This is a genomic window from Burkholderia plantarii, assembly GCF_001411805.1.
In the GTDB taxonomy this organism is placed as follows: Bacteria; Pseudomonadota; Gammaproteobacteria; order Burkholderiales; family Burkholderiaceae; genus Burkholderia; species Burkholderia plantarii.
In genome coordinates, this window is the sequence record NZ_CP007212.1 from 2,661,226 (window position 1) to 2,686,587 (window position 25,362).

21 protein-coding genes and 2 tRNA genes are annotated in these 25,362 nt (G+C 66.9%); 15 read left to right on the plus strand and 8 right to left on the minus strand.

From position 1 onward, the window contains the following. Window positions 1-86 precede the first annotated feature (86 nt). The 3 genes from bpln_RS11300 (at window position 87) to bpln_RS11310 (ending at window position 5,272) form a co-directional block, all read left to right on the plus strand. Window positions 87-1,286: an EAL and HDOD domain-containing protein gene (locus bpln_RS11300; RefSeq protein ID WP_042625267.1), complete on the plus strand. Its 1,200-nt coding sequence runs from the start codon at window positions 87-89 to the stop codon at window positions 1,284-1,286. Between the two features lie 67 nt (window positions 1,287-1,353). Beyond that, window positions 1,354-2,913 carry a methyl-accepting chemotaxis protein gene (locus bpln_RS11305; protein ID WP_055138854.1) on the plus strand — a complete coding sequence of 520 codons (1,560 nt, stop codon included), beginning with the start codon at window positions 1,354-1,356 and terminating at the stop codon, window positions 2,911-2,913. Window positions 2,914-3,640: 727 nt separating this feature from the next. Beyond that, complete coding sequence (locus bpln_RS11310) at window positions 3,641-5,272, plus strand: methyl-accepting chemotaxis protein (RefSeq protein ID WP_055138855.1); 1,632 nt, start codon at window positions 3,641-3,643, stop codon at window positions 5,270-5,272. 315 nt (window positions 5,273-5,587) lie between these two features. On the opposite strand, the gene bpln_RS11315 is transcribed toward bpln_RS11310, so the two are convergent. After that, window positions 5,588-5,664: transfer RNA gene (locus bpln_RS11315), tRNA-Asp, on the minus strand. 274 nt (window positions 5,665-5,938) lie between these two features. On the opposite strand from bpln_RS11315, the gene bpln_RS11320 reads away from it, so the two are divergent. From bpln_RS11320 to bpln_RS11340, 5 genes are all read left to right on the plus strand, one after another. After that, window positions 5,939-6,871: a LysR family transcriptional regulator gene (locus bpln_RS11320; RefSeq protein WP_055138856.1), complete on the plus strand. Its 933-nt coding sequence runs from the start codon at window positions 5,939-5,941 to the stop codon at window positions 6,869-6,871. Between the two features lie 206 nt (window positions 6,872-7,077). Then, on the plus strand, window positions 7,078-8,097 hold the full coding sequence (gcvA, locus tag bpln_RS11325; RefSeq protein ID WP_082465268.1) for a transcriptional regulator GcvA: 1,020 nt from the start codon (window positions 7,078-7,080) through the stop codon (window positions 8,095-8,097). 62 nt (window positions 8,098-8,159) lie between these two features. Further along, window positions 8,160-8,672, plus strand: a complete 513-nt coding sequence (locus bpln_RS11330) for a RidA family protein (RefSeq protein WP_055138857.1) — start codon at window positions 8,160-8,162, stop codon at window positions 8,670-8,672. Then, window positions 8,669-9,868 carry an aminotransferase class V-fold PLP-dependent enzyme gene (locus tag bpln_RS11335; RefSeq protein ID WP_055138858.1) on the plus strand — a complete coding sequence of 400 codons (1,200 nt, stop codon included), beginning with the start codon at window positions 8,669-8,671 and terminating at the stop codon, window positions 9,866-9,868. Before bpln_RS11330 ends, bpln_RS11335 begins: the two co-directional genes overlap by 4 nt. Before the next feature lie 144 nt (window positions 9,869-10,012). Continuing rightward, window positions 10,013-10,684 carry an alpha/beta hydrolase gene (locus tag bpln_RS11340; RefSeq protein WP_055138859.1) on the plus strand — a complete coding sequence of 224 codons (672 nt, stop codon included), beginning with the start codon at window positions 10,013-10,015 and terminating at the stop codon, window positions 10,682-10,684. Window positions 10,685-10,834: 150 nt separating this feature from the next. Here bpln_RS11340 and bpln_RS11345 read toward each other — a convergent pair. From bpln_RS11345 to tig, 6 genes are all read right to left on the minus strand, one after another. After that, window positions 10,835-10,910 (minus strand) — tRNA-Val (locus tag bpln_RS11345). Window positions 10,911-10,979: 69 nt separating this feature from the next. After that, window positions 10,980-11,252: an HU family DNA-binding protein gene (locus bpln_RS11350; protein WP_015875397.1), complete on the minus strand. Its 273-nt coding sequence runs from the start codon at window positions 11,250-11,252 to the stop codon at window positions 10,980-10,982. A gap of 214 nt (window positions 11,253-11,466) precedes the next feature. Then, the gene (gene lon, locus bpln_RS11355) at window positions 11,467-13,884 is read right to left on the minus strand and encodes an endopeptidase La (RefSeq protein ID WP_042626652.1); all 2,418 of its coding nucleotides are present in this window, start codon (window positions 13,882-13,884) and stop codon (window positions 11,467-11,469) included. A 198-nt stretch (window positions 13,885-14,082) separates the two neighbouring features. Continuing rightward, the gene (gene clpX, locus bpln_RS11360; protein ID WP_042625274.1) at window positions 14,083-15,354 is read right to left on the minus strand and encodes an ATP-dependent Clp protease ATP-binding subunit ClpX; all 1,272 of its coding nucleotides are present in this window, start codon (window positions 15,352-15,354) and stop codon (window positions 14,083-14,085) included. A gap of 155 nt (window positions 15,355-15,509) precedes the next feature. Then, window positions 15,510-16,163: an ATP-dependent Clp endopeptidase proteolytic subunit ClpP gene (gene clpP / locus bpln_RS11365; RefSeq protein WP_015875394.1), complete on the minus strand. Its 654-nt coding sequence runs from the start codon at window positions 16,161-16,163 to the stop codon at window positions 15,510-15,512. A 132-nt stretch (window positions 16,164-16,295) separates the two neighbouring features. Further along, entirely contained in the window at window positions 16,296-17,642 is a 1,347-nt protein-coding gene (gene tig / locus bpln_RS11370) for a trigger factor (protein WP_042625275.1), read from the minus strand. Between the two features lie 481 nt (window positions 17,643-18,123). Here tig and bpln_RS11375 point away from each other — a divergent pair, with 481 nt between their 5' ends. From bpln_RS11375 to bpln_RS11390, 5 genes are all read left to right on the plus strand, one after another. Beyond that, window positions 18,124-19,278, plus strand: a complete 1,155-nt coding sequence (locus bpln_RS11375) for a glycerate kinase (RefSeq protein WP_055138860.1) — start codon at window positions 18,124-18,126, stop codon at window positions 19,276-19,278. A gap of 54 nt (window positions 19,279-19,332) precedes the next feature. After that, window positions 19,333-19,782, plus strand: coding sequence for a MarR family winged helix-turn-helix transcriptional regulator (locus bpln_RS11380; RefSeq protein ID WP_042625277.1), 450 nt, complete (start codon window positions 19,333-19,335; stop codon window positions 19,780-19,782). A 695-nt stretch (window positions 19,783-20,477) separates the two neighbouring features. Further along, window positions 20,478-20,642, plus strand: a complete 165-nt coding sequence (locus bpln_RS37135; RefSeq protein ID WP_167352306.1) for a hypothetical protein — start codon at window positions 20,478-20,480, stop codon at window positions 20,640-20,642. A gap of 60 nt (window positions 20,643-20,702) precedes the next feature. Continuing rightward, window positions 20,703-21,062, plus strand: a complete 360-nt coding sequence (locus bpln_RS11385) for a BON domain-containing protein (RefSeq protein ID WP_042625278.1) — start codon at window positions 20,703-20,705, stop codon at window positions 21,060-21,062. A gap of 99 nt (window positions 21,063-21,161) precedes the next feature. Further along, complete coding sequence (locus bpln_RS11390; RefSeq protein ID WP_015875389.1) at window positions 21,162-21,359, plus strand: CsbD family protein; 198 nt, start codon at window positions 21,162-21,164, stop codon at window positions 21,357-21,359. Window positions 21,360-21,629: 270 nt separating this feature from the next. On the opposite strand, the gene bpln_RS11395 is transcribed toward bpln_RS11390, so the two are convergent. Next, window positions 21,630-22,625: an aldose 1-epimerase gene (locus bpln_RS11395; RefSeq protein WP_244131928.1), complete on the minus strand. Its 996-nt coding sequence runs from the start codon at window positions 22,623-22,625 to the stop codon at window positions 21,630-21,632. Between the two features lie 312 nt (window positions 22,626-22,937). Here bpln_RS11395 and bpln_RS11400 point away from each other — a divergent pair, with 312 nt between their 5' ends. Both bpln_RS11400 and bpln_RS11405 read left to right on the plus strand, forming a co-directional pair. Next, window positions 22,938-24,065, plus strand: a complete 1,128-nt coding sequence (locus tag bpln_RS11400) for a LacI family DNA-binding transcriptional regulator (RefSeq protein ID WP_055138861.1) — start codon at window positions 22,938-22,940, stop codon at window positions 24,063-24,065. A 244-nt stretch (window positions 24,066-24,309) separates the two neighbouring features. After that, window positions 24,310-25,341, plus strand: a complete 1,032-nt coding sequence (locus bpln_RS11405; RefSeq protein WP_042625280.1) for an ABC transporter substrate-binding protein — start codon at window positions 24,310-24,312, stop codon at window positions 25,339-25,341. The last annotated feature ends 21 nt before the right edge of the window (window positions 25,342-25,362 follow it).

Below are 25,362 nucleotides of genomic sequence, written 5' to 3' on the forward strand. Positions count from 1 at the left end.
CGAACCCGGCGTCGGCCACGACTGCCTGGCTTCGATCGCGGCGCGGGAGCGCCGACAACCGGGCGGCGACATCGGAGATGACACAAATGCAGGGCATCAGCTCACGAAGCGCAAACGATCTGGCGATCTTCGCCAAGCAGGCGATAGTGGAATGCAACGGCAGGCTCTTTGGTCACGAACTCCTGTTCCGTGACCGCTCCGGCGTCGTGACGGCGATCGCCGACGACGAGTCCGCGACGATGGCGGTGCTGGAGGCAGCGATCGGCCACGTCGGACTGCATCAGGTGTCGCCGGTCGGCAGTTTCTTCCTCAATTGCTCGACCGAATTCCTGATGTCGACGATCGTCCATGCGCTCCCGCCGCATCGCTTCGTGCTCGAAATTCTCGAAACCTGCCAGTTGGATCGCCATTTGATACGCCGCTGCCTGCAGTTGAAGGAAGCGGGCTTTCGTCTGGCGCTCGACGACGTGCGGGAGTTGTCTCCCGACGTGGTGAATATCCTGCCGCTGATCGATATCGTCAAAATCGACTGGCCTTTCATCGACCCGCAGCGGCGCGGCTGGATGATCGATACGGTAATCGGCCACGGCGCGCTTGCCCTTGCGGAAAAGATCGAGACCGAAGCCGACCGCAATCACGCGGTGGATTCGGGATGTTCGCTGTTGCAAGGATTTTATTTCTGCCGGCCCCAGATCATCTCGGCCAATAAACTGCCGACGGATTTCGCGGTGATCGCCGAGGTACTGCAGTCGATTCTCGACGAGGAGAGCCTGAGCGCCCTGTCGATCAAGATCGAGCGCAGCCCGGAACTGTGCGTCGAGTTGATTCACATCGCGAATAACTGCGCCGCCACCAACCGGTCACGCGTGAGGATATCGTCCATCAGCCACGCCATCGCGCTGGCGGGAACCGATACGCTCATGAGTTGGTGTGCGCTGCTGCTGTATCGGCGCGATTCGGCGCCGATGTTCGACCCGCTCACGGACCTGGCCCGATCGCGCGCCGAGCAGATCGGGGATCGACTGGCCGCGTCGGGCGCCACGCCTCATCAACTCAGCAAAGGTCGCCTGGTGGGCCTCCTGTCGCTTCTTCACATCCGCCAGGGCGCCACGGCCGCAGACTTCTGGCGCCTGATCTCGTTCGACCACGAGATCAAGCGGGCGCTCACCGTACAGGAAGGCTGGTATGGAGAACTGCTGCTGGCCGTGACGGCGCTCGAACGCCCGTTTTCCTCCGGCCAGCCGAGCACGCCGGCTCCGCGCGCCGTGACGACGATCCCGTCGTGACGCGAATGCGCGCCAATCCAGGCATATCGTTTCTCGACAAGCGGTTCGAAAAATAAACGAGGATGGGATGCGAAACAATCTTCCAGTCACGGGCGTCGAATACGACTATCCCGAGACAAGCATGCTGGTTTCGGCGACGGATCTCTCGAGTCGAATCGAATACTGCAATCCGGCTTTCGTCGAGGTGTCGGGATTTTCCCGAGAGGAACTCATTGGCCAGCCGCATAACCTCATTCGTCACCCCGACATGCCGCCCCAGGCGTTCGAGGATATGTGGGCGACCATCAAGGCCAGGCGCTCATGGACGGCGCTCGTGAAGAACCGCCGGAAAAACGGCGACCACTATTGGGTCCGGGCCAATGTCACGCCGATCGTGCGACGCGGCGAGATGGTGGGCTACCTGAGCGTTCGAACCAAACCGGGCCGCGACGAGGTCCGGGAAGCGGAAGCGCTCTACGATCGGCTGAACGGCACCGGTGCGCACGGGTTGCGCCTGCGCCGCGGGCAGGTGGTGCGAAAAGGCCCGCTGCACGTTTTCGATCTCTGGCGTGGCGCCGGACTTCCCGCGCATGTCTCGGTAGCCGGCGTGGCCGGCATGACGGCCATCGGGTCGCTGCTCGCCGTGGCAGACCGGCTCCCGGGATCGACGCTGGTCTGTCTGGCGCTCGCGGCGTCCGCCGTCGGCACCTGTCTGCCGGCACTCCTGGTGGCCAGGCGCGCCCAGCGTCGTCTCGCCGAGCTGGAACAGATCGGCGGCCGGATCGCCGCCGGCGATCTCACCGTCGATGTGCCCGTCGCCGCGGGAGCCTGTACGAGCGGATCGCTGCGGGCCCTCGCGCAGCTACGCGTGAGCCTGGTGGCGATCGTGTCCGACGTGCGCATGCAGATCGACCAGATGAAGTCGGTGTCGGATGAGGTCGCCAAAGGCAACATCGACCTGTCGCGGCGCACGGAAGTGCAGGCTGCATCCTTGCAGGAAACGGCGGCGTCGCTCGAGCAGCTGACTGCCACCGTAAAGAGCAATTCGCAGGCGGCGACGCAGGCCAACGCCATCGTCGGCGGCGCCCAAGCCGCGACGCGCGGCGGCTGCGAGGCCATCCAGCTCACCGAGTCCACGATGCGTGGTATTTCCAATTCATCGGACCAGATCCGGGCAATCGTCACGACCATCGACAGCATCGCGTTTCAGACCAACATACTTGCGCTCAACGCCGCCGTGGAAGCCGCCCGCGCCGGTGAAGCGGGCAAGGGCTTCGCCGTGGTGGCGAGCGAGGTGCGGAATCTGGCGCAGCGCTGCGCGACGGCCGCGCGGGAAATCAAGGGAATCGCCGACACCAGCGCCACGGCTGCGTTTGCGGCGGGCGAGAGCGTGGCCGGCACCGCGGGCCGCATGGTGGAAATCGAATCAAACATGCAGCAGGTGTATTCGATCGTGCAGTCGATCGTCACCGCCAGCATCGAGCAATCTCAAGGCATCGACAGCATCAACAACTCCGTGACGCAACTTGACGGCGCGACGCAACAGAACGCCGCGCTCGTGGAAGAAGGCGCGACCACGGCGGAGAGCCTTGCGAGCCAGGCCAACGTCCTCGATGAAGCCGTGCGGTTGTTCACGTTGCCGGACTGATCAGCCTGGATGCGGCAACGGCCGCTTTCCTTCCCGTTTGCCCGCATCGCTTCGGGCCGCCGGATTGCCGTGCGGCGGCCTCGGAGCGCCGGACGCGTCGCGGCATCGCGTGCGCGGCGCCCTCCCCGCTTGCCGCACTCGCCCCACCTGCCCGACTGGTCGGATCCGCTGCGAGCCGTTGGCACGGCCGCGGCGACTTGGGTCGGCCAAGATCGCGGCTCGAATGCGTCGGGCACCAAGCGGGCGCAGACGCGAACACGGCCGAGCGGCATGGTCGTGAACCGCGCTTGCTCGATGAAGCCGTTGGCGGCGACGCAGGTAGCGTGATGCAACATAACGGCTGACCGGCCGCGACAACACGTCGATCCCCCACCCCGAAAGCGGCAAGTCCGCCACGTCGGTGGCCGATCGGTTGCGTATTGCGCGTGCTCGACGCTTGCGTCAATTTGTCTCAGTCAAGGTCCGCCGAGTGGAATGCCCTGCCGGTCCGCAATCATTTAGCTGTGCATATGATCAGGCGCCGCCTGCGCGTGCGAAAAAAGTCGTTCACGCCCGAGACACCGTTTGCGCATCCATATCTCCCGACGCCACGCACCAGTTCATGGCGAAAACCGCTACCGGCGATCGCCTGAAAGGAAGATTCCTCCTGCCCCGTCACGCCCGCATTGCTTCAGCAACTGAAACAAATGCCGTGATTAGAAGCACAACCATGATTACGGGGAAAACCATGAAGAATCTCACTGTAGGCCAGAAGCTCGCCGGCTCGTTCGGAATCGTGATACTGATATCGCTGATCGGCAGCGCGATCTCGATCATCAATTTCCTCGGCCTGAACGATGCCAATGGATGGAACATCCATAGCTACCGCGTGCTTCGCGCGAACGACGAGATGTTGGCCAACATGGTCAACATGGAGACGGGAGTACGCGGCTACGTGATTGCCGGGGACGACAAATTCCTCGATCCCTATCTGGCCGGCCAGGGCCAGTTCGCCAAATCGTACGAGGTCATACATGCGCTCACGTCGGACAACGCCGCCCAGCAACAACGTCTGGACGAACTGCTGCAGCTGCGCAACAAGGTGGGGAGCATCGCCGAAAAGCTGATCGCGCTCAGGCGCGAGGTCAATGCTGGAACGCAGCCGCTCAGCGTGCTCACGGATGACTTCAAGCAGGGCAAGGACAAGCAGTACATGGATCGCTACCGGACGGTGGCTGCCGACGTCGGCAGCGCCGAACAGGCCCTGCTCGATCAGCGCTCCGGACAGGTGGCGGCGATGACCTCCTCGACCATGGTCACTTTGGCGGCCGCCGGCCTCGTCACGATTGCCCTCGCCATCGTGCTGGGCATCGTCATTACCCGCGGCATCATCCGGTCGCTGGGAGGCGAGCCGTCCGCCGCCGCGAACGTGGCCAGCCGCATCGCGCAGGGCGATCTCTCGGTGCCCGCACCGGTTCGCGACAAGGATCAAACCAGCCTGATGGCGTCACTGGAGGCCATGCGGCAGCAGCTCAGGGGCATCGTCGCGGGCATCCAATCGTCCGCCGAATCGATCAAGTCGGCCGCGGGGGAAATCGCCCAAGGCAATCTGGACCTGTCCCAACGAACCGAGGAGCAAGCCGCGTCGCTGCAGGAAACCGCCGCGAGCATGGAGCAGTTGACGTCGACCGTCCGGCAGAACACCGACAGCGCGAAGCAGGCCAACATGCTCGCCACCAATGCGTGCGACGTGGCGGCGCGTGGTGGCACGGTCGTGGAGCAGGTCGTCGAATCGATGAAGTCGATCTCGGAAAGCTCCGGCAAGGTGTCGCAAATCATCACGGTGATCGAGGGCATCGCGTTCCAGACCAATATCCTCGCGCTCAACGCCGCGGTGGAAGCGGCGCGCGCGGGCGAACAGGGACGAGGGTTCGCCGTCGTGGCGGGCGAGGTGCGCACGCTCGCTCAGCGCAGCGCCAGCGCCGCCAAGGAAATCAAGGACCTCATCGAAAGCTCGGTCGATCGCGTGGCAACCGGCGGCGAGCAGGTCAATCGGGCGGGCGCCACCATGTCCGAGATCGTCAAGTCGGTCCGTCAGGTGACCGACATCATGGGCGAGATCGCCTCGGCGTCCGACGAGCAGGGCACGGGCATCGAGCAGGTCAACACGGCGGTCAGCCAGATGGACGCGGTGACCCAGCAAAACGCGGCGCTGGTGGAGCAAGCCTCGGCCGCCGCACAGGCCATGGCGGAACAGGCCGCCACACTCCGTGACGCGGTGGCCTTCTTCAGGATCGGAGCGCATGGCGGGAACGACGCCTGGCAGGGAACCGGCGCCGCGCGTCGGCCCTTGTCCGCGCTGTCGCTGCAAGCGAATTGACTTTCAAGCCTGGCGGAGCGGACGGGACTCGCCCACGTTCCGCGGGCCGCGGTTGCGCAAGCATGCGCAACCCTTCGACTCCCGCCGGAAGCCGCGCAGGCGGCTTCCTCCACGCCGCATATGGACGAAAAAATACCCGCTTGCGCGGGCATTTTTTCAAATCTGGCGGAGCGGACGGGACTCGCCCACGTTCCGCGGGCCGCGGTTGCGCAAGCATGCGCAACCCTTCGATTCCCGCCGGAAGCCGCGCAGGCGGCTTCCTCCACGCCGCATATGGACGAAAAAATACCCGCTTGCGCGGGTATTTTTCTAATCTGGCGGAGCGGACGGGACTCGAACCCGCGACCCCCGGCGTGACAGGCCGGTATTCTAACCAACTGAACTACCGCTCCCGGGTCGGTACCACCAGCGAACCACCCGCCCATGAACGTCATCGGCTCCGGTCGCTGCGTCGGGGCCAAAACCCGCGACGGAGCGAGATTGTGCCCTGAATACCGGCACCGCGCAACCACATTGTGTCCGATCGAATGAACGATGCGGCCCCGGCTTGCCCGCCCGCGCGACGTCCTCCGGAAAACCGGCGCCGGCATCGACGGCGCACCGCACATCGCCCTCCCCCGCGCGATTACAATCCGCTCCGTGTTCCCCGTTGACGGACCCACGATCTTGGATCGACTCGAAGCCATGTCGATGCTGCTGTCCGCCGTCGAGAAAGGCAGCCTCTCGGCGGCGGCGCGCGACCTGCACATCCCCGTTTCCACGCTCACGCGCAAGGTGAGCGATCTCGAGATCCGGCTCGGCACGCGTCTGCTGATCCGCACCACGCGCAAGCTGACGCTGACCGACGCCGGCCTCGCCTACGTGGCGGCCGCACGCCGTATCCTCGATCAGGTCCACGAACAGGAGCGCGAGGCCAGCGGCGAATTCACCATGCCGCGCGGCGAGCTGGTGATCGCCACGCCCGTGCAGTTCGGCCGGCAGCACGTGCTGCCCGTCGTCAACGCGTTCCTCGCGCAGTTCCCCGAGATCAAGGTCCGGCTGCTGCAGTCGGACCGCAACGTCGATCTGATCGACGCGCATGCCGACGCCGCGATCCGGATCGGCCGGCTGCCCGACAGCAGCCTCGTGGCGACGCGCGTCGGCGCGCTGCGCGCCGTCGTCTGCGCGAGCCCCGCGCTGCTGGCGCGCCACGGTGTGCCGCGCACGCCCGACGATCTCGCGCGGCTGCCCTGCGTGGTCTTCAACAGCCCCTACCTGTCGCCATGGCGGTTTCGCACACCGGGCACCGATGGCCTGACGAGCCTCACGGTCGACCCGCGCCTGCACGTCTCGGCCCCCGACTCCGCCGCCGACGCGGCCGTGCAGGGCATCGGCGCGACGCTGCTGCTCGAGCACGACGTCGATCACGCGGTGCGCGCCGGCCTGCTCGACATCGTACTGTCCGAGTACGAGGTCGAGCCGGTGCCCGTCCACGTGATCCACGTATCGCGCAACCTGATGCCGCTGAAGTTGCGCAGCTTCATCGACTTCGCCGTGCCGCGCCTGCGCGAATCGCTCTCGCATCTGGGGCGGCAGCCCAAGGGCGGTCTCGCTCGTTGAGCTGATGCTGGCGGCACGACGGCGCAGCCCCCGGCTACCGCGCAACGCATCGCCACCGCTCGCAATGCCCGCGCTCGCAGCCGCGCCGCCACCCCGGATCAGGCAAGCCGCAGCCCCTGCCGCGCGCCACGCACCACGAACGCGATTGCCGACGAGGCGGAACCTCGCTATGGTCGAAGCTTTCCGCCCGCCTCGAGACGCGACGCATGCCCCGCCCCTTGCCGCCCCTGCTGTCCCTGCGCGCGTTCGAAGCCGCCGCGCGGCGGCTCAGCTTCAGCCTGGCCGCCCAGGAACTGTTCGTCACGCAGGGCGCCGTCAGCCACCAGATCCACAAGCTGGAGACGGATCTTGGCGTGGTGCTGTTCGACCGGCGCGCGCGGGGCGTCGAGCTGACGTCCGAGGGCCACGCCTATTACGCGAGGGTCCACCAGGCGTTCGCGCTGCTGCGGCTCGGCACCGAGGAATTGCGCGGCCGCGCGCCGGGGCGGACCACGCTCAGCGTCGGCGTCCTGGCGTCGTTCGCGACGCACTGGCTCGCGCCGCGCCTCGCGACCTTCTCGGCCGCCCATCCGCAGATCGACCTGCAGTTGCATTCGTCGATCGCGCTCGCCGATCTCGGCGCCGGCGAGGTCGATCTCGCGATCCGCTACGGCCGCGGCGGCTGGCCCGATGTCGAGGCACGCAAACTGATGCCGGAGCGGCTCGCGCCCGTCTGCGCGCCGTCGCTGCTCGCGAGCGGGCCGCCGCCTCGAATGCCGCCCCGAACACCGCGCGAGCTGCTGCGCTTCCCGCTGCTGAGCTCGTACTCGCAGTACACCTTCGAATGGGACGCATGGGCCGCGCACGCGGGCCTCGACCTCGGCAACACGAAGCGGGTCCAGCTGCACGACTACAACATCGTCGTGGAAGCCGCGATCGCGGGGCAAGGCATCGCCATCGGCCGCCATCGGCTGATCGCGCGCCAGCTGGCGACGGGCGCGCTGGTGCGGCCGCTGCCCGGCCTCGTGCTGGACCATGCCGAGATCGGCTGGTGGCTCGTCATGCCGCGGCGCCGGCCGGGCGAGGCCGCGGCGGCGTTTATCGACTGGCTCGTCGCCGCCGCCGCGCGCGATTCATTCGACGCACTCGATGCGCCCGACAGCCTCGCCGGCACCACGAGGCAGGACGTGGTCGCAACCGCCGGCGCGACCCATGAATCCGGCTCATGCGTCGCCGGCAAAGATTGATTGGTCGCCAGACGGCGCGACGACTAGCATCGGAGATCCCGAATCACTAACGCCAAGCCCTCATGACTTCAACGATCTCCGGCCGCGTCGCGGCCCTCGGCCTCACGCTCCCGTCCGCGCCGCCCGCCGTCGCGAACTACCTGCCGTTCGTGCGATACGGCGACCTGCTGCATGTCGCCGGACAGATCTCGCGCCGCGATGGCCAGCCTGCCTGCCTCGGGCGGCTCGGCGACGCGCTGTCGATCGACGACGGCGTCGAGGCGGCGCGGCTGGCCGCGCTCGGCGTGATCGCCCAGATCGCCGCCGCCACCGACGACCAGTTGGCGCGCGTCACCCGCATCGTGCGCCTGAACGTATTCGTTGCGTGTACACCCGATTTCGATCGCCATCCGCTCGTCGCCAACGGCGCCTCCGATCTCGTCGTCGACGTATTCGGCGAGGCTGGCCGCCATGTTCGCAGCGCGGTCGGCGTCGCGTCGCTGCCCGCCGGGGTCGCGATCGAGGTGGACGCCGTCGTCGCGCTCGCCGCGCCCTCGTCACCCGAACCGAACGACCGTCACAAGGACCGCTCATGACTTCCGCCCTGTCCCCCGCCGCCGTCGATGCCCTGCGCGCCGCCACGCCGGGCGTCGCCCACACCACCCACTTCAACCACGGCGGCGCCTCGCTGCCGTCGGCCCGCACGCTGGAGGCCGTCCAGACGCAGCTTGCGCGCGAAGCCGCGATGGGGCCGATGGAAGCCGGCGCGGCCGGCGTCGAGCAGAGCGAGCGCGCCCGCGGGCTCGCCGCGCGCCTGCTCAACGCGCAGCCCGCCGAAATCGCGCTGACCACCAGCAGCACGCACGGCTGGGGCCTCGCGTTCGATGCGCTGGGCCGCTGGCGCGCCGGCGACCGGATTCTCGTCGCCCGCCAGGAATGGGGCAGCAATCTCGCCACGCTGCGCATCGCGGCGCAGCGCGACGGCGTGTCGATCGAGACGATTCCGTGCGACGCGACGGGCGCGGCCGACCCCGAGGCGCTGGCCGCGCTGATCGACGAGCGCGTGCGGCTGATCGTGCTGACCTGGATGCCGGCCAACGGCGGCCTGATCAACCCGGCCGCCGCGATCGGGCGCATCGCGCGCCGCCACGGCATCCCGTATTTCGTCGACGCGGCGCAGACGGTCGGCCAGTTGCCGATCGACGTCGCCGAGCTGGGCGCCGACGTGCTGGTCGGCACCGGCCGCAAGGCGCTGCGCGGGCCGCGCGGCACCGGCCTGCTCTACATCCGGCAGGATTTCCTGTCGCGCATGACGCCGTCGTTCGTCGACGTCTGGTCCGCGCCGTTCGATGCCGACGGCAACCCGGTGCTGCGCCGCGACGCCGCGCGCTTCGAGACCGGCGACACGGCCTATGCGCTGCGCTGCGGTCTCGCGAACGCGCTCGACGAGGCGCTGACGCTCGGCATCGACGTGATCCGCGCGAGCATCGACGCGGTCGCCACGACGCTGCGCGAGCGGCTCGCGGCGCTGCCCGGCGTGAGCGTGCTGGACCTCGGCGGCGAACGCTCCGGACTGGTGTCGTTCGACGTGGCCGGCATCGAGCCGGCCGAGGTGCGGCGCCGGCTCGCGGAAAAGCGGATTTCGATCGCCAGCAACGGGCTCGACTACACGCCGCTCGACATGGAGGCGCGCGGCCTGCGCGAAGTCGCGCGCGCCTCGGTCAGCTACCTGACCACCGAGGGCGAGATCGACACGCTGCTGGCCGGACTCGACGCGATCCGGCGCGTGTGACGAGCCGGCGCGGCAGCGACCGGGGATGACGACGGGGACGACAACGGCGCGCTTCACGGTGGCGCCGCGCCGGTGTTAGCGTTAGGCTCTCGCGCGGTGCCGCGTAATGGCGGCACCGCCCTCTCCCTACGCCACGGAACGACCATGCGCCCCGTCGACACTCTCGAAATCGAAACCGCCGCCGATCCCCGCTATGCGGTGATCCTCATGCACGGCCTCGGCGCCGATGCCAACGACTTCGTGCCGCTGATCCCCGAACTGCGCCTGGCCGACGCGCCCGGCGTGCGCTTCGTGTTCCCGAACGCGCCGGAAATGCCCGTCACCGCGAACAACGGCTACGTGATGCGTGCCTGGTACGACATCCTGTCGTTCAACGGCGGCCTGAACCGCGACGTCGACGAAGCGGGCATCGAGGCATCGCGCGCGACCATCCGCGCGCTGATCGAGGCGCAGAACCGTCGCGGCATCCCGACCTCGCGAATCTTCGTGGCCGGCTTCTCGCAGGGCGGCGCGATGACGTGGACGGTGGGTCTCACGCATCCGGACGCGCTGGCCGGCCTGATCGTGCTGTCCGGCTACCTGCCGTCGCCGGCGCTGATCGCACGCGATTTCCAGACGGCGAACCGCGACACGCCGATCTTCGCCGCGCACGGCAGCTTCGACGACGTGCTGCCGCCGCAGCTCGGCGAAGCCGCCCGCGATTTCGCGCTCGATCGGGGTTGCAAGGTGGACTGGCACGCCTATCCGATGCCGCACTCGACCTGCATGGAAGAGGTCGTCGCGCTGCGTGCGTGGCTGCTGGAGCGGCTCGTCTGACGACACGGACCCTGGCGCCGAACAAGGCGCCGATCGAGACATCCCTCGCGGAAAGCAGGCAAGAAAAAACCCGCAGGGCCACCGGCCATGCGGGTTTCAGCATTTCGTTCAGGCTTCGGAGTCGAATTCCGTGCGCCCTGCGAAGCGGAATGGTGGGTGCTGAGAGGCTCGAACTCCCGACCTACGCCTTGTAAGGGCGCCGCTCTACCAACTGAGCTAAGCACCCGCTTCGCGTGCCGCCTGCCTGATGCGCGGTCCCGTCCAGTGACGTGACACTCATCAGGCAGCGAGCCGGCTAGTTTAATGCATCCTTCAGCGCTTTGCCAGCCCTGAATTTCGCGACGCGTGCTGCCTCGATCCGGATCGTTTCGCCGGTTTGCGGATTGCGCCCATTGCGCGCGATCCGTTCGCCGACCTCGAACGTGCCGAAGCCCGCCAGCGTCACGCTGCCGCCGCTTTCGAGCGCCTGCATCACACCGCCGATCAGCGCGTCGAGCGCACGTCCCGCCGATGCCTTCGATAAATCCGCTTCGCGTGCAATGTGGTCGATCAAATCCGTCTTGTTCATCTGCCGTCCCCTTCCGTGAGTGGTTCAGTCTCAGGACAGCCGCCCCGTGCCGGCCGTCGCCCGGTTCACGCCGGGTCGATCATTAAATGAAGCCGAAACGGTCGTGTCAAGTGATACGGATGAGGCAACGCAATGCTCGGCGAAATCCTACGCCGACGTGTAAAAAAAAACCCCGCGGACAAGCCGCGGGGTTCGGTTCCGAAACGGGTTCGGATCAGTGCTTGACGACTTCCGTCGAGGCGTCCTTGGCGGCTTCGGCAACCGGTGCCGCCGCCTTGGCTTCCTCTTCGGGCAGGGCGTCGGGCACGCGTTCGAGCGCCAGTTCGAGCACCTTGTCGATCCAGCGGACCGGCACGATCTCGATCGCGTTCTTCACGTTGTCCGGAATGTCGGTGAGATCCTTCACGTTCTCTTCCGGAATCAGCACGAGCTTGATGCCGCCGCGATGCGCCGCGAGCAGTTTCTCCTTCAGCCCGCCGATCGGCAGCACTTCGCCGCGCAGCGTGATTTCACCCGTCATCGCGACGTTGGCGCGCACCGGGATGCCGGTCAGCACCGACACCAGCGCCGTCGTCATCGCGATACCGGCGGACGGACCATCCTTCGGCGTCGCGCCTTCCGGCACGTGGATGTGGATGTCCTGCTTCTCGAACGCCTCGTCCTTCACGCCGAGACGACGCGAGCGCGAACGCACCACCGAACGCGCGGCCTCGACCGATTCCTTCATCACGTCGCCGAGCGAACCGGTGCGGATCACGTTGCCCTTGCCCGGCATCACGGCGGCTTCGATCGTCAGCAGGTCGCCGCCGACTTCCGTCCACGCGAGACCCGTGACCTGGCCGACCTGGTTCTCCTTGGCGGCCAGACCGAAGTCGTACTTGCGCACGCCGAGGAACGTGTCGAGGTTGCCCGCGTCGACCTTCACCGGGCTCGCCGCCTTCTTCAGCAGCAGCATCTTCACCACCTTGCGGCAGATCTTCGACACTTCGCGTTCGAGCGAGCGCACGCCGGCTTCACGCGTGTAGTAACGGATGATGTCGCGGATCGCTTCCTCCGCTACCGCGATCTCGCCGTCCTTGAGCCCGTTGTTCTTCTTCTGCTTCGGCAGCAGATAACGCTGGGCGATGCTGACCTTCTCGTCCTCCGTGTAACCCGACAGGCGGATCACTTCCATCCGGTCGAGCAGCGGCGGCGGGATGTTCAGCGAGTTCGAGGTGGCCACGAACATCACGTCGGACAGGTCGAAATCAACCTCGACGTAGTGATCGGCGAACGTGTGGTTCTGCTCCGGATCGAGCACTTCGAGCAGCGCCGACGACGGATCGCCGCGGAAATCCATGCCCATCTTGTCGACTTCGTCGAGCAGGAAGAGCGGATTGCGCACGCCGACCTTGGTCAGGCTCTGCAGGATCTTGCCCGGCATCGACCCGATATAGGTACGACGGTGGCCGCGGATCTCGGCCTCGTCCCGCACGCCACCCAGCGCCATGCGCACGAACTTGCGGTTCGTCGCACGGGCGATCGACTGGCCGAGCGAGGTCTTGCCGACGCCCGGGGGCCCGACGAGGCACAGGATCGGCGCCTTGACCTTGTCGACGCGCTGTTGCACCGCGAGATACTCGAGGATCCGTTCCTTGACCTTCTCGAGGCCGTAGTGGTCCTCGTCGAGCACCTGCTCGGCGTTCGACAGGTCGTTGTTGACCTTGCTCTTCTTGCGCCACGGCAGGCCGATCAGCGTGTCGATGTAGTTGCGCACGACGGTGGCCTCGGCCGACATCGGCGACATCAGCTTGAGCTTCTTGAGCTCGGCGTCGGCCTTCTTCTTGGCTTCCTTCGGCATGCGCGCGGCGTTGATGCGCTTCTCGAGTTCCTCGAGATCGGCACCTTCCTCGCCCTCGCCCAGTTCCTTCTGGATCGCCTTGACCTGTTCGTTCAGGTAGTACTCGCGCTGGCTCTTCTCCATCTGGCGCTTGACGCGCCCGCGGATGCGCTTTTCCACCTGCAGGATGTCGATCTCGGCTTCGAGCTGCGCGAGCAGATGCTCGAGCCGCTCGATCACCGGGAACATTTCGAGGATGTGCTGCTTCTGGTCGAGCTTGAGCGGCAGGTGCGCCGCGATCGTGTCGGCCAGACGCCCGGCCTCGTCGATGCCCGACAGCGAGGTCAGGATCTCCGGCGGGATCTTCTTGTTCAGCTTCACGTACTGGTCGAACTGCGACACGATCGCGCGGCGCAGCGCTTCCGTCTCGGCGCTGTCGGCGTGGTCGGGTTCGAGCGGCAGCACTTCGCACGAGAACTGGGTTTCCTGTTCCTCGATCGACAGCGCCTGGGCGCGCTGCAGGCCCTCGACCAGCACCTTCACGGTGCCGTCCGGCAGCTTCAGCATCTGCAGGATGTTGGCAATACAGCCAACCTCGTACATGTCCTTTTCGGTCGGCTCGTCCTTCGCGGCGGTCTTCTGCGCGACGAGCATGATGTGCTTGCCGCCTTCCATCGCGGCTTCGAGCGCCTTGATCGATTTCGGCCGCCCCACGAAGAGCGGGATCACCATATGCGGGAAAACGACGACATCCCGCAGCGGCAGCAACGGGAGCGTAATGCGTTCCGGCGGGAGAAGTTGGGTGCCTGACATTTTCATTTCCCCATGAGTGGAATCAATTGTTCGGTAATTGAGGCCGGCACAGCAGATTGCAAGCCTTCAGCGCGTGGGAAATATCCGGTAAAAAATTCGCCGTGAAACGGGAAGTCAGTGTTACCCACAAGACTAAACGAAAAAAGCCGCTCATGACGCCATGAACGGCTTTTTTGCTCCTTCAGACAGTCAAGCCGCTCAATTCGAACCCGCCACTTTCGGGGCGTCTTCGTAGATCAGCAGTGGCTTGCCGTCGCCGTCGATCACGTTGTCGTCGATGATCACCTTGCTCACGCCCTTCAGCGTCGGCAATTCGTACATCACCTCGAGCAACGCCTGTTCGATGATCGAACGCAGCCCGCGCGCGCCGGTCTTGCGGCGGATCGCCTTGCGGGCCACCGCCTGCAATGCATCCGGACGCAGTTCGAGTTCGACGCGCTCCATCGCGAACAGCTTCTGGTACTGCTTGACGAGCGCGTTCTTCGGCTCGACCAGGATCTTCATCAGCGCGATTTCGTCGAGCTTGCCAAGCGTGGCGACCACCGGTAGCCGGCCGATCAGCTCGGGAATCAACCCGAATTTGATCAGGTCTTCCGGCTCGACCTCGCGCAGCACCTCGCCCGAATCGCGTTCCTGCTTGCTCTTCACCGTCGCGCCGAAGCCGATGCCGGTCTTCTCGGTGCGATCCGTGATGACCTTCTCGAGCCCGTCGAACGCGCCGCCGCAGATGAAAAGGATGTTGGTGGTGTCGACCTGGATGAAATCCTGGTTCGGATGCTTGCGCCCGCCCTGCGGCGGCACCGACGCCATCGTGCCCTCGACGAGCTTGAGCAGCGCCTGCTGCACGCCCTCGCCCGACACGTCGCGCGTGATCGACGGGTTGTCCGACTTGCGGCTGATCTTGTCGATCTCATCGATGTAGACGATGCCGCGCTGCGCCTTCTCGACTTCGTAGTTGCAGTTCTGCAGCAGCTTCTGAATGATGTTCTCGACGTCCTCGCCGACATAGCCGGCTTCCGTCAGCGTGGTCGCGTCGGCGATCACGAACGGCACGTTCAGCAGCCGTGCCAGCGTCTGCGCGAGCAGCGTCTTGCCGGAGCCGGTCGGGCCGATCAGCAGGATGTTGCTCTTCGACAGCTCGACCTCGTCCTTCTTGTCGAGATGCTTGAGACGCTTGTAGTGGTTGTAGACGGCCACCGCCAGGATCTTCTTCGCGCGCTCTTGGCCGATCACATATTGATCGAGAATTTCGCGGATTTCCTGCGGGCTCGGCAAGTCTGATTTCGACAGACTGGCTTCGACCCCAGAGGCGGCTGCTTCGTCGCGAATGATCTCGTTGCAGAGGTCGATGCATTCATCGCAGATGAACACCGACGGGCCGGCGATGAGTTTCTTCACCTCATGCTGGCTTTTCCCGCAAAACGAGCAATACAACAGCTTTTCGCTGTTCGAACCTTTTTTGTCCGCCATGGATGTATGAGCCTCCGGACACACGAGTTACATGATACGCCGTCTGACCGGCCGCCCATGACATCGACATGGGTATTGGCCGGCCGCGCTGGTCTTGCCGCAGATGCTCGGGGCGCGGGCACCGCCCCTATTGGGGCGGCACCCCGTTTGCTTCATTACGGACGCTTCGCCGATACGTGATCGATCAGGCCATACGCCTTCGCATCGTCGCTGGACATGAAATTATCACGATCCGTGTCGCGTGCGATGCGCTCGACGTCCTGCCCCGTATTCTCGGCCAGGATCTTGTTCAGGCGCTCGCGCAGATACAGGATCTCGCGCGCCTGGATCTCGATGTCCGAGGCCTGGCCGCGCGCGCCGCCGAGCGGCTGGTGAATCATCACGCGCGCGTTCGGCAGCGCGTAGCGCTTGCCCTTCGCGCCCGACGACAGCAGGAACGCGCCCATGCTGGCCGCGAGGCCCATGCAGAGCGTCGACACGTCGGGCTTGATGAACTGCATCGTGTCGTAGATCGCGAGGCCCGCGGAGACCGAGCCGCCCGGGCTGTTGATGTAGAGGCTGATGTCCTTGTCCGGATTCTCGCTCTCGAGGAACAGCAACTGGGCCACCACGAGGTTCGCGGTCTGGTCGTTCACCTCGCCGACCATGAACACGATCCGCTCCTTCAGCAGGCGCGAGTAGATGTCGTAGGAACGCTCGCCGCGACCGCTCGTCTCGACGACGATCGGCACCAGCCCGAGCGCCTTCGTCTCGAAATCCTGCGGTGCATGGGAAGCCAGCGTGTCCAGCAATTCAGCGCGATTGATCATGCAATGAGCCTTGTCCGAAATGAATGTTGAACGGGGGAAGCGCCAGCGCGAATCCGCCGGCCGCCTGGACACCGACGCAAAAACGGCGTGCGGGCCGTCGCTCCGACAGCCGGCACGCCGCTGAAACGACGCTTAAGCCTGCGCCGATGCGCTCGCCAGTGCCTCGAAGCTCACTTCCTTGTCCGTCACCTTCGCCTTGCCGAGCACGAAGTCGACGACGTTGCTCTCAACGACGAACGCTTCCATTTCGGCCAGGCGCTGCTGGTTCGAATAATACCAGCGGACAACTTCCTTCGGGTCCTCGTAGCTCTTCGCGAACTCGTCGACTTCGGCGCGGATCTGCTCGGGCTTCGCCTCGAGGCCGTTGGCCTTCACCAGCTCGGCGATCACGAGGCCCAGCTTGACGCGGCGCTCGGCCTGCTCCTTGAACATCTCGACCGGAATCGGCGCGGTGGCCGCGTTCGGCACGCCGCGCTGCGCGAGATCCTGGCGCGCCATTTCGACGAGGCGCTCCTGATCCTGCGCGACGAGCGCGTTCGGCACGTCGAGTTCGGAAATCTTCAGGACCGCGTCCATCACCTGGTTCTTCACCAGCGACTGCGTGCGGCGCTTCGCTTCACGCTCGAGGTTTTCCTTGATCTCGCCGCGCATCTTGGCCAGATCGCCGTCTTCGATGCCGAGCGTCTTCGCGAATTCGGCGTCGATTTCCGGCAAGTGCGGCCATTCGACCTTCTTCATCGTGACCGTGAACTTCGCGGTCTTGCCCGCGACGTCCTTGCCGTGATAGTCCTCGGGGAACGTCAGATCGAATTCGCGTGCCTCGCCGACCTTCAGGCCCAGAGCAGCCTGTTCGAATTCCGGCAGCATCCGGCCTTCGCCGAGCACGAACGGGAAATCTTCGGCCGTGCCGCCCTGGAACGCGACGTCGTCGATCTTGCCGACGAAGTCCACCGTCACGCGGTCGCCGTTCTGGGCAGCCTGCTCCGCGCCGCCGTCGCCGTGCTCGCCGCCTTCGCCGCGCGCGTGGAAATGCACGCGCTGCTTGCGCAGGATGTCGAGCGTGCGGTCGATTTCGGCTTCGCTGATGGTGGTGGTCGAGCGCTCGACTTCAGCCGTGGCCAGATCACCGATCTTGACCTCCGGGTAAACCTCGAACGTCGCGTCGAACGCGTAAGCGTCGTCCGCCGCGTCCTGCTTCGGCGCGAAGCTCGGTTGGCCCGCCACGCGGAGGTTTTCCGCGCGGCTGACTTCGAAGAATTCCTGGCCGATCTTGTCGCTCAGCACTTCTGCCTCGACCTGGCCCGCGTATTGTTGCGCGACCATCTTGAGCGGCACCTTGCCCGGGCGGAAACCCGGCATGCGCACGTTCTTCGCGAGTTTCTGGATACGGGCGTCGATCTCCTTCTGCACGACTTCCTTCGGCAGGGAAATCGTCACACGGCGTTCGAGCTTGCCGAGGTTTTCAACAACGTTAGCCATGGCTTCAATCGTCCTAAAATTATTCGAGCGAATCGGTTTTCCTTGCCGCGCCTGCCTCACGACGCCGGTGCGTCGCGCGCCGCCGTTCCCATACGTTCGACGCGAGCACCGCCGGTTGCGGAGCGCGGCGCCTGCGGCTTGAAAAGCACGGCTTTGGCCGGAAGAATCGGCTATTCTAGCAAACTATTGTCGCCATACCGCCAGATCGAGCGGCATCGTCAAACGGCTCGCACCCGGCGTTCGCCTGCCTGCGCGCCGAACCCGGCGCCCGGCCCCTCATGCAACCCCGCATGCGCCCGCTCATCTCCAGCCGCCTCGTTCACGGCGCGCCGCGATTCCGGCCATACCGCATTGCCTATTCGCCACGCGCCACGGGCCTGTTAAGCTCGCATCTCGCCCGCCGTCGCGCACGCGCCGGGCCTGCGCGCCGGCCGGCTCCGGCCCGCGCCGCGAACCCAACCCAATAACCACCGGAGACACCATGCAGCCCTTCCCGTCCGCGCCCGTCATCGTCATCGCGCCCGATTCGTTCAAGGGATCGTTGTCCGCGCAGCAGGTGACCGACGCGATCGCGGCCGGGGTCATGCGCGCGCGCCCCGACGCGGTCGTGCGCGGCTGCCCGATGGCCGACGGCGGCGAAGGCACGCTCGACGCGATGCTCGCGCACGGCGGCACGCGCCGCACGCTGAGCGTGGCGGGCGCGGCGCTCGCGCCGCGCGAGGCGGCGACCGGCCTGGTCGACGCGCGCACCGCGATCGTCGAGACGGCGGAGATCGTCGGCATCACCGACCCGGTCGGCATGGCCGTGCCGGTCGAGGCACGCGGCACGCGCGGCATGGGCGAGGCGATCCGGCAACTGCTCGACGAGGGCGTGCGCACCTTCTTCGTCGCGCTCGGCGGCAGCAGCACCAACGACGCGGGCGCCGGCCTGCTGGCCGCGCTCGGCCTGCGCGCGCTCGACGCCGACGGCCGCGAGTTCGAGCCGGTGCCGGCCCGACTCGGCGAGATCGCGCGCCTCGACGCGTCGGGGCTCGATCCGCGGCTGGCCGAAACGCAGTTCGTCGCGATGTCCGACGTCGACAACCCGCTGACGGGCGAGCATGGCGCCACCGCGATCTTCGGCCCGCAGAAGGGCGTGCGCCCCGAGCAGGTCGCGACGCTCGACGCCGCGCTCGCGCGCTACGCCGAACTGGCCGAGGCGGCGCTCGGCCGCCAGGTGCGCGACCAGCCCGGCGCCGGCGCGGCCGGCGGCCTCGGCTTCGCACTGCATCTGCTCGGCGCGCGCTTCGAGCCGGGCGCGGAAGTGGTGGCGCGCCAGACCGGCCTCGACGCGGCGCTCGACGGCGCGCACTGGCTGATCACGGGCGAGGGCCGCTCGGACGGCCAGACCCTGCACGGCAAGGCGCCGTTCATCGCGTGCCGGCACGCGGCCGCGGCGGGTGTGCCGGCGAGCCTGCTGTCGGGCGCCGTCGACGCCGCCGCGCTGCCCCAATTATCAGAACATTTTGACGGCTGCTTTTCGCCGGCGCCGGGACCGATTACGCTCGAGGTCGCGATCCGCGATGCCGCGCGGCTGCTCGCCAACGAGGCCGAACAGCTGGCCCGGCTGCGCTTCGGCCGTTTATCGCCCCGTTGACCGCACGCGGCGATACGGGAACAATCGGGCCGCCGCCCTACTTCAGGAACCGCCATGAAAGGCAGCCAAGCCGGACTCGACCAGTTTCTGACCCACCGCCTGCACACCATGAACAAGCTCACCGACCGCGCGCTCGGCGAGCTTTATCGCGACAAGCTCGGCATCACGCTGCCGGAGGCACGCGTGATCAACGCGGTCGGCGCGTTCGGGCCGTTCTCGATCATGGAACTCGCGCGCCGCACGCACCTCGACAAGAGCCAGGCGAGCCGCGCCGCCGAAGCGCTGATCCATCAGGGCCTGCTGTCGCGGGCCGCCAGCGACGAGGACGGCCGCATCGTGGTGGTCGCGCTGACGCGCGACGGCGCCGCGCTGAACCGCAAGATCATGACGCTCGCGCGGCGCTGGAACGGCGATCTGGCCGAACGGCTCAGCGACAGCGAGCGTGCGGCGCTGGAGCGCGCGCTCGACAAGCTGATCGCGTACACGCGCGAGCGGATCGAATAAGCGCGCGGGTGCCGAACCCGCGATCGGGCGCTTCGCTTCGGCGGACCTGCCTTCGCCCCGATCCGCCGCGAGCCGCGATACATGCGCGAGCGGCCGGCTGACGGACGGCCCGATTCACCAGACGGTTCAATTCGCCCCGCGCCGCCTTGCAGGACAGCCGCGCATTGCGCGCCGGGCGCCCGCACTATCCAGCTTCCAGCGCCCGGACGTCGACCGGCTCCGGTTCCCGGCCTCCCCCTCCTCCCGCTGCGCCAGCCGCCGGCAGTGCCTTCCGATCGATGCATTGGCATCGAAGCCCCCGCGATCCCGTCGAACCGGCCCCGCACCTGACCGCGCGAGCCAGCCGCTCCGTCGCGACTCGACGCGACTCGCCGCGACCGACCGCCGCCCGACTCGACGCTCGATTCCCCCTGGAACCGGTACGCCCTCACCAGGTCCATCCGCCCCGGTGCATGACTTCGCTGATCGTTGCGCACGCAACTTGATCGAACGATTGGGTCGTTTCCCGCTCAACCAGACAGGACGGGCGTTTCCGGCGTTTCGAAAATCGTATCGCGGCGTGTCAAAAGTAACAAAACGTGACCACTCGAACCGGCGCAAACGCACTAGAAAGCCCCATGCATTTGAGCCTGTTGGCGCGGGCGCCGAATCCGTAATCTGAACGAACTGCGACTCTCCTACGAAGGAGACAGGTCATGAAACTGCATCAAACGCCCGATCCGACGCCGATCGAGCCAAAGCCGCCGCCGGGCGATCCGTTGCCAGGCCACGATCTGCCAGGCCAGCCGCAACCGGACATCCCGGTCCCGCCGCCGGGCCTGCCACCCGTGACGCCCATACCGGATCCGCCGCGCGCCTGACGCACCGCAACCCGACTTACCCAGTCATTGACGACACCATTTATTACGGAGAACGACACCATGAACAAGACGAACAAGATCGCCCTGAAGTCGCTGCTGGCCGCGAGTGCCGCCCTGATGCTCGGTACGGCGCTGGTGCCCGCCGCCTACGCCCAGGCGTCGACCACCGACGACAACGGTGCCGCAATGAAGTCGGACCAGCCGGTGTCCGATACGTGGATCACGACCAAGGTGAAGGCTGAACTCGCCACCACCAAGGGTGTGAAGAGCACCGACATCGACGTGAAGACGGTGGACGGCGTGGTGACGCTGACCGGCGTGCTGCCGTCGAAGACCGCTGTCCACAAGGCGGTGGCGGTCACCAAGGCGATCAAGGGCGTCAAGCAGGTTGACGACTCGGCGCTGAAGGCGAAGAGCTGATAACGGCACGCCGCGCGGACAGCGCGTCCGCGCAGGCAGCTCGCGTTACCCGGCGGCGCCGCGCGCCGCCCCCTCGTCACGGACCATCCGGAGGACACCATGAACGAAGACAGGATCAAGGGCCAGTGGAAGCAGCTGGCCGGCAAGCTCAAGGCCAAGTGGGGCAAGCTGACCGACGACGATCTGGCGGTACTCGACGGCAACCGCGAATACCTGGCCGGCCGTATCCAGGAGCGTTACGGCATTGCACGCGACGAAGTGGAAAAGCAGTTGAACGACTTCGACCGGACGCTATAACGAACGCCGCCGCGCCGCGATCTTCCCGGCTCGCGTCGCGGGCAAAGGAGGTCCAATGGGCAAATATCTGATCGCATGGTTGCTGGGCGTGCCGATCGGGCTGCTGGTGGTGATTTACCTGATCGCGCACATCTTCTGATGGACGAAGCATGTGCAATACGTGTGACACGCGGTGCGTCGCTCAAGCGGTGCGCCGCGTTTTTTTTTCGCCCTGCCCCCTGCCCGCCGTTCGTTCCGTCGCGCCTCGGGCGGGCGCGAAGCACCGCCCGTTCAGTCGTCCCACGCCGGCAGCCACGTCACCGTCGCCGCCACCGATTCCCCGGGCGCGAGCAGACCGCCGCCGCGCTCGCCGGCCGGCAGGTCGAGGTTCAGCCAGTCGGTGGTGTTGCTGACCGGCTCCGCACAGAAGAACGGCTCCCCGGCCGGCGAATACAGCACGAAATAATCGAGCGGCGCGTCGGCGCGCATCGTCAGCCGGCGCCGCGACTCGGGCCAGTGAATCACCGCTTCGCGGCTCCAGCCCGTGAAATTGTTGTCGAGCGCGACCGCGTCGAGCACGAGGCCGGCCGCCAGCGCGTCCACGGCCGGATGCGCGCCGAGCGAGGTCGGCAGCAGTTCGCCGTCGCTGTGCCACATCGCCCGCACGCGCGTCTCGATCCGCGTGCGCGCCGTGCGCGGGTAATAGGGATGCAGGCCGAAGCCGAACGGCATCGGCCGGCTGTCGAGGTTGCGCGCGCTCAGGCGCAGCACGAGTCCCGCCTCGCCGAGCTCGAAGCGCTGCCGCGCCTCGTAGCGAAACGGCCAGCCCGGCTCGCCCGCGCTGCCTGCACCCGCCGGCGGCGTCCAGCCGAACCGCAGCTCCGCCGACGAACCATCGCGCGCGACGATCTCCCACGGCAGCCGCCAGGCGTGGCCATGCAGCGCGTGCCGCAGCGGCCCGCTGCCCATCGGCAGATGCCATTCGCGGCCGTCGAAACGGAACCGCCCCTCGCGGATCCGGTTGCAATACGGCAGCAGCGGAAAGCTCGCCATCTGCAGCGGGTCGCCCCCGTCGAGCGCGGCGCGCCCGGTCGGGCGGAACCAGTGAACCGGCCCCGACGACGCCGCGTCGTAGAACGCCGCGACCGCCCCGCCAAATGCCGGCGCGAGCACCACGCGCCGCGCGCCGGCGCGCAGCACCACCAGCGAGGGATCGTCGAGGATCGCGGGATCGAGGTCCGCGGCAACGGACGATGACGAGGGCAACGAAGTCGGCCGGCGGCTCAAGGCGATGGGCTCCATGAAAACGAAACGGGACACGGGCGGACCGCGCGCCGGACCCGACACCCAGCGGGGCCGGGAACGGAACGACCGCCAATGGCCGACCTGCGAATGGCCGGACCGCGAGTCCGCCTGCCGCCAGCGTCGCATACTCCGCGCGCCAAGGTCAATTTATTAGTAATAATCCATTCAAAACGCCTGAACGCGAAGCCGTATTGCGCCCCGCCATCGAGGAGATCGCCGATTGCCGGCGGGTAATATTAGTGCTAGGTTGGTCCAAACCAACGACGCACCACGCTTTCCGCTCTCTCGCACCGCATGAAAAAATCGACCCAGCGCCGCCCGACCATGACCGACATCGCCAAGATCACCGGCGTGTCGCAATCCACCGTGTCGCTCGTGCTGAACGGCGCGGTAGGCGCGAAGTTCTCGGACGACACCCGCAACAAGGTGCTGAAGGTCGCCGAGGAACTCGGCTACCAGCTACCGACGCGCGCGAGCGCGCCGGCCGCGCCCGGCGAACGCAACCAGATCGTCTACATCGCCGACGAGATCTCCACCAGTCCGCACCCGGTAGTCAGCGTCGACGGCGCGCGCGACGCCGCCTGGAACAACGGCTGCCTGCTCGCCGTGTACTCGACCCACGGCAATGCCGAGATCGAGCAGCGCGTGCTGCAGCAGGCGCTGTCGAGCCCGAACCTGCTCGGCGTGATCTACGCGACCGTCTACACGCGCAAGGTCGGCGTACCGGCCGCGCTGCTGAAGGTGCCGACCGTGCTGCTGAACTGCTATTGCGGCGACCAGCCGCTCTCGTCGGTGGTGCCGGCCGAGGTCGCGGGCGGCCACACCGCCACCGAGTACCTGACCGCCGCCGGGCACCGGCGGATCGGCTTCATCAACGGTGAAACCTGGCAGGACGCCGCGAAGGACCGCCTCAAGGGCTACCGCCAGGCGCTCGCCACCGCCGACCTGCTGTTCGATCCGAACCTGGTGCGCGACGGCGACTGGAGCTCGGGCAAGGGCTTCGAGCACACGCTGTCGCTGATGCGCGAGCCGAATCCGCCGAGCGCGATCTTCTGCGCCAACGACCTGACCGCGATCGGCGCGATCGAGGCGCTCAAGCAGCTCGGCCTGCGCGTGCCCGAGGACGTCTCGGTGATGGGCTACGACGATCAGGAAATCGCGCGCCACACGCACCCGCCGCTCACCACGGTGGTGCTGCCGAACTACGAGCTCGGACGCTGGGCCGTGGAAACGCTGCTTCAGGAACACGAGAACCGGATGGCCGGCGCGCCGCTGCGGCACCGGACCATCAAGCTCGACGGACCACTGATCGAACGCGGCTCGGTGTGCGCGCCGGCCGCCCCACGCGCGACGACCGAACCGGCCGCCGCTGGCGCAGCCGCCGACCCCGGGGATACCCGAGGTAATATTTTCAATTCATGACTGTTAATATTAATTGAAGCAGCGCGGCCACCGCCTCGTTTTCGGGCGCGGCGGCCGCGGTGTGCGGCGCGGGCCCGGCCGCCGCGAGGTTCGTTCGCCTCCCGGCACGCCGGCCGGCGCCGCGCCCTCGGTCCGCAGACGGCGCTACGGGCCGCTTCGCGGACGCGGTCGGGCCATTGCGGCAAGCGCCGGCATCGCCGTCCGGTCGTGCAACGTGTTGGGTCAACAATAATTGGAGACAGGCATGTCAACAGCATCGCTCAATCGCAACCTCGCCACGCTCGCGCTCTGCCTCGCCGGCGCGTGGTCCACCGCCGCGCTCGCGCAGGACACCGCCGCGCAGAAGGTCGGCAACGCTTCGTCCGAAGCCTGCACCAACCCGAAACCGGGCGGCGTCAAGCTGGCCGACCTGGTGGTAGGTTTCTCGCAATCGGAAAACGAACAGAATCCGTTCCGCGCCACCGAGACCGCCTCGGTGCGCGCGGCGGCGAAGGCGGCGGGCGTCAAGCGGCTGCTCTACACCAACGCGAACAACAACCCGGCCAAGCAGGTCTCCGACATCGAAAGCATGATCAACCAGGGCGCGCAGGCCCTGATCGTCGCGCCGAACAACTCCACCGGCCTGCAGCCGGCGTTCGCGCAGGCCAGGGCCCGGGGCATCCCGGTCGTGACGATCGACCGCCAGACGGCCGGCACGTTCTGCGAGGACTTCATCACGTTCCTCGGCTCCGACTTCTTTGACCAGGGCAAGCGCGCCGCGAAGGCGCTCGCCGACGCGACGGGCGGCAAGGCCGTGATCGCCGAGATCCAGGGCGGCTACGGCAACACCGTGGAGAGCCAGCGCACCGACGGCTTCGCCGAGGGCCTGAAGGCGTATCCGAACATGAAGATCGCCGCCGCGCAGACCGCGAACTGGTCCACCACCGAGGCGCAGAAGGTGATGGAGCAGATCCTGCTCTCGCATCCGGACGTCAACGCCGTCTACACGCACGCCGACGTGATGACGCTCGGCGCGATCACCGCGCTGCGCCAGGCCGGCAAGCTCAAGGGCGTGACGATCGTCTCGATCGACGGCACCAAGGACGTGGTGCGCGACATCTCGGCCGGCGTGGTGGCGGCCGACGTCGAAACCAACCCGCGCTTCGGCCCGCTCGCGATGCAGTCGCTTTCCGACTGGTTCGCCGGCAAGCCGGTGCCGCAGAAGCAGATCATGAAGGACGCGCTGTACGACAAGCGCAACGCGAAGCAGTCGCTCGACGCCGGCTCGGTCTATTGAGCGCGCCTTCGGGTTCCCGTC

Coding starts and splice junctions, on each gene's coding strand:
- bpln_RS11405 (WP_042625280.1), top strand. CDS start 24,310: ATGTCAACAGCATCGCTCAATCGCAACCTCGCCACGCTCGCGCTCTGC.
- bpln_RS11330 (WP_055138857.1), top strand. CDS start 8,160: ATGACTTCAACGATCTCCGGCCGCGTCGCGGCCCTCGGCCTCACGCTC.
- bpln_RS11375 (WP_055138860.1), top strand. CDS start 18,124: ATGCAGCCCTTCCCGTCCGCGCCCGTCATCGTCATCGCGCCCGATTCG.
- bpln_RS11335 (WP_055138858.1), top strand. CDS start 8,669: ATGACTTCCGCCCTGTCCCCCGCCGCCGTCGATGCCCTGCGCGCCGCC.
- bpln_RS11385 (WP_042625278.1), top strand. CDS start 20,703: ATGAACAAGACGAACAAGATCGCCCTGAAGTCGCTGCTGGCCGCGAGT.
- bpln_RS37135 (WP_167352306.1), top strand. CDS start 20,478: ATGAAACTGCATCAAACGCCCGATCCGACGCCGATCGAGCCAAAGCCG.
- bpln_RS11350 (WP_015875397.1), bottom strand. CDS start 11,252: ATGAACAAGACGGATTTGATCGACCACATTGCACGCGAAGCGGATTTA.
- bpln_RS11340 (WP_055138859.1), top strand. CDS start 10,013: ATGCGCCCCGTCGACACTCTCGAAATCGAAACCGCCGCCGATCCCCGC.
- lon (WP_042626652.1), bottom strand. CDS start 13,884: ATGTCAGGCACCCAACTTCTCCCGCCGGAACGCATTACGCTCCCGTTG.
- bpln_RS11305 (WP_055138854.1), top strand. CDS start 1,354: ATGCGAAACAATCTTCCAGTCACGGGCGTCGAATACGACTATCCCGAG.
- clpP (WP_015875394.1), bottom strand. CDS start 16,163: ATGATCAATCGCGCTGAATTGCTGGACACGCTGGCTTCCCATGCACCG.
- gcvA (WP_082465268.1), top strand. CDS start 7,078: ATGCCCCGCCCCTTGCCGCCCCTGCTGTCCCTGCGCGCGTTCGAAGCC.
- bpln_RS11310 (WP_055138855.1), top strand. CDS start 3,641: ATGAAGAATCTCACTGTAGGCCAGAAGCTCGCCGGCTCGTTCGGAATC.
- bpln_RS11300 (WP_042625267.1), top strand. CDS start 87: ATGCAGGGCATCAGCTCACGAAGCGCAAACGATCTGGCGATCTTCGCC.
- bpln_RS11380 (WP_042625277.1), top strand. CDS start 19,333: ATGAAAGGCAGCCAAGCCGGACTCGACCAGTTTCTGACCCACCGCCTG.
- bpln_RS11400 (WP_055138861.1), top strand. CDS start 22,938: ATGAAAAAATCGACCCAGCGCCGCCCGACCATGACCGACATCGCCAAG.
- bpln_RS11390 (WP_015875389.1), top strand. CDS start 21,162: ATGAACGAAGACAGGATCAAGGGCCAGTGGAAGCAGCTGGCCGGCAAG.
- clpX (WP_042625274.1), bottom strand. CDS start 15,354: ATGGCGGACAAAAAAGGTTCGAACAGCGAAAAGCTGTTGTATTGCTCG.
- tig (WP_042625275.1), bottom strand. CDS start 17,642: ATGGCTAACGTTGTTGAAAACCTCGGCAAGCTCGAACGCCGTGTGACG.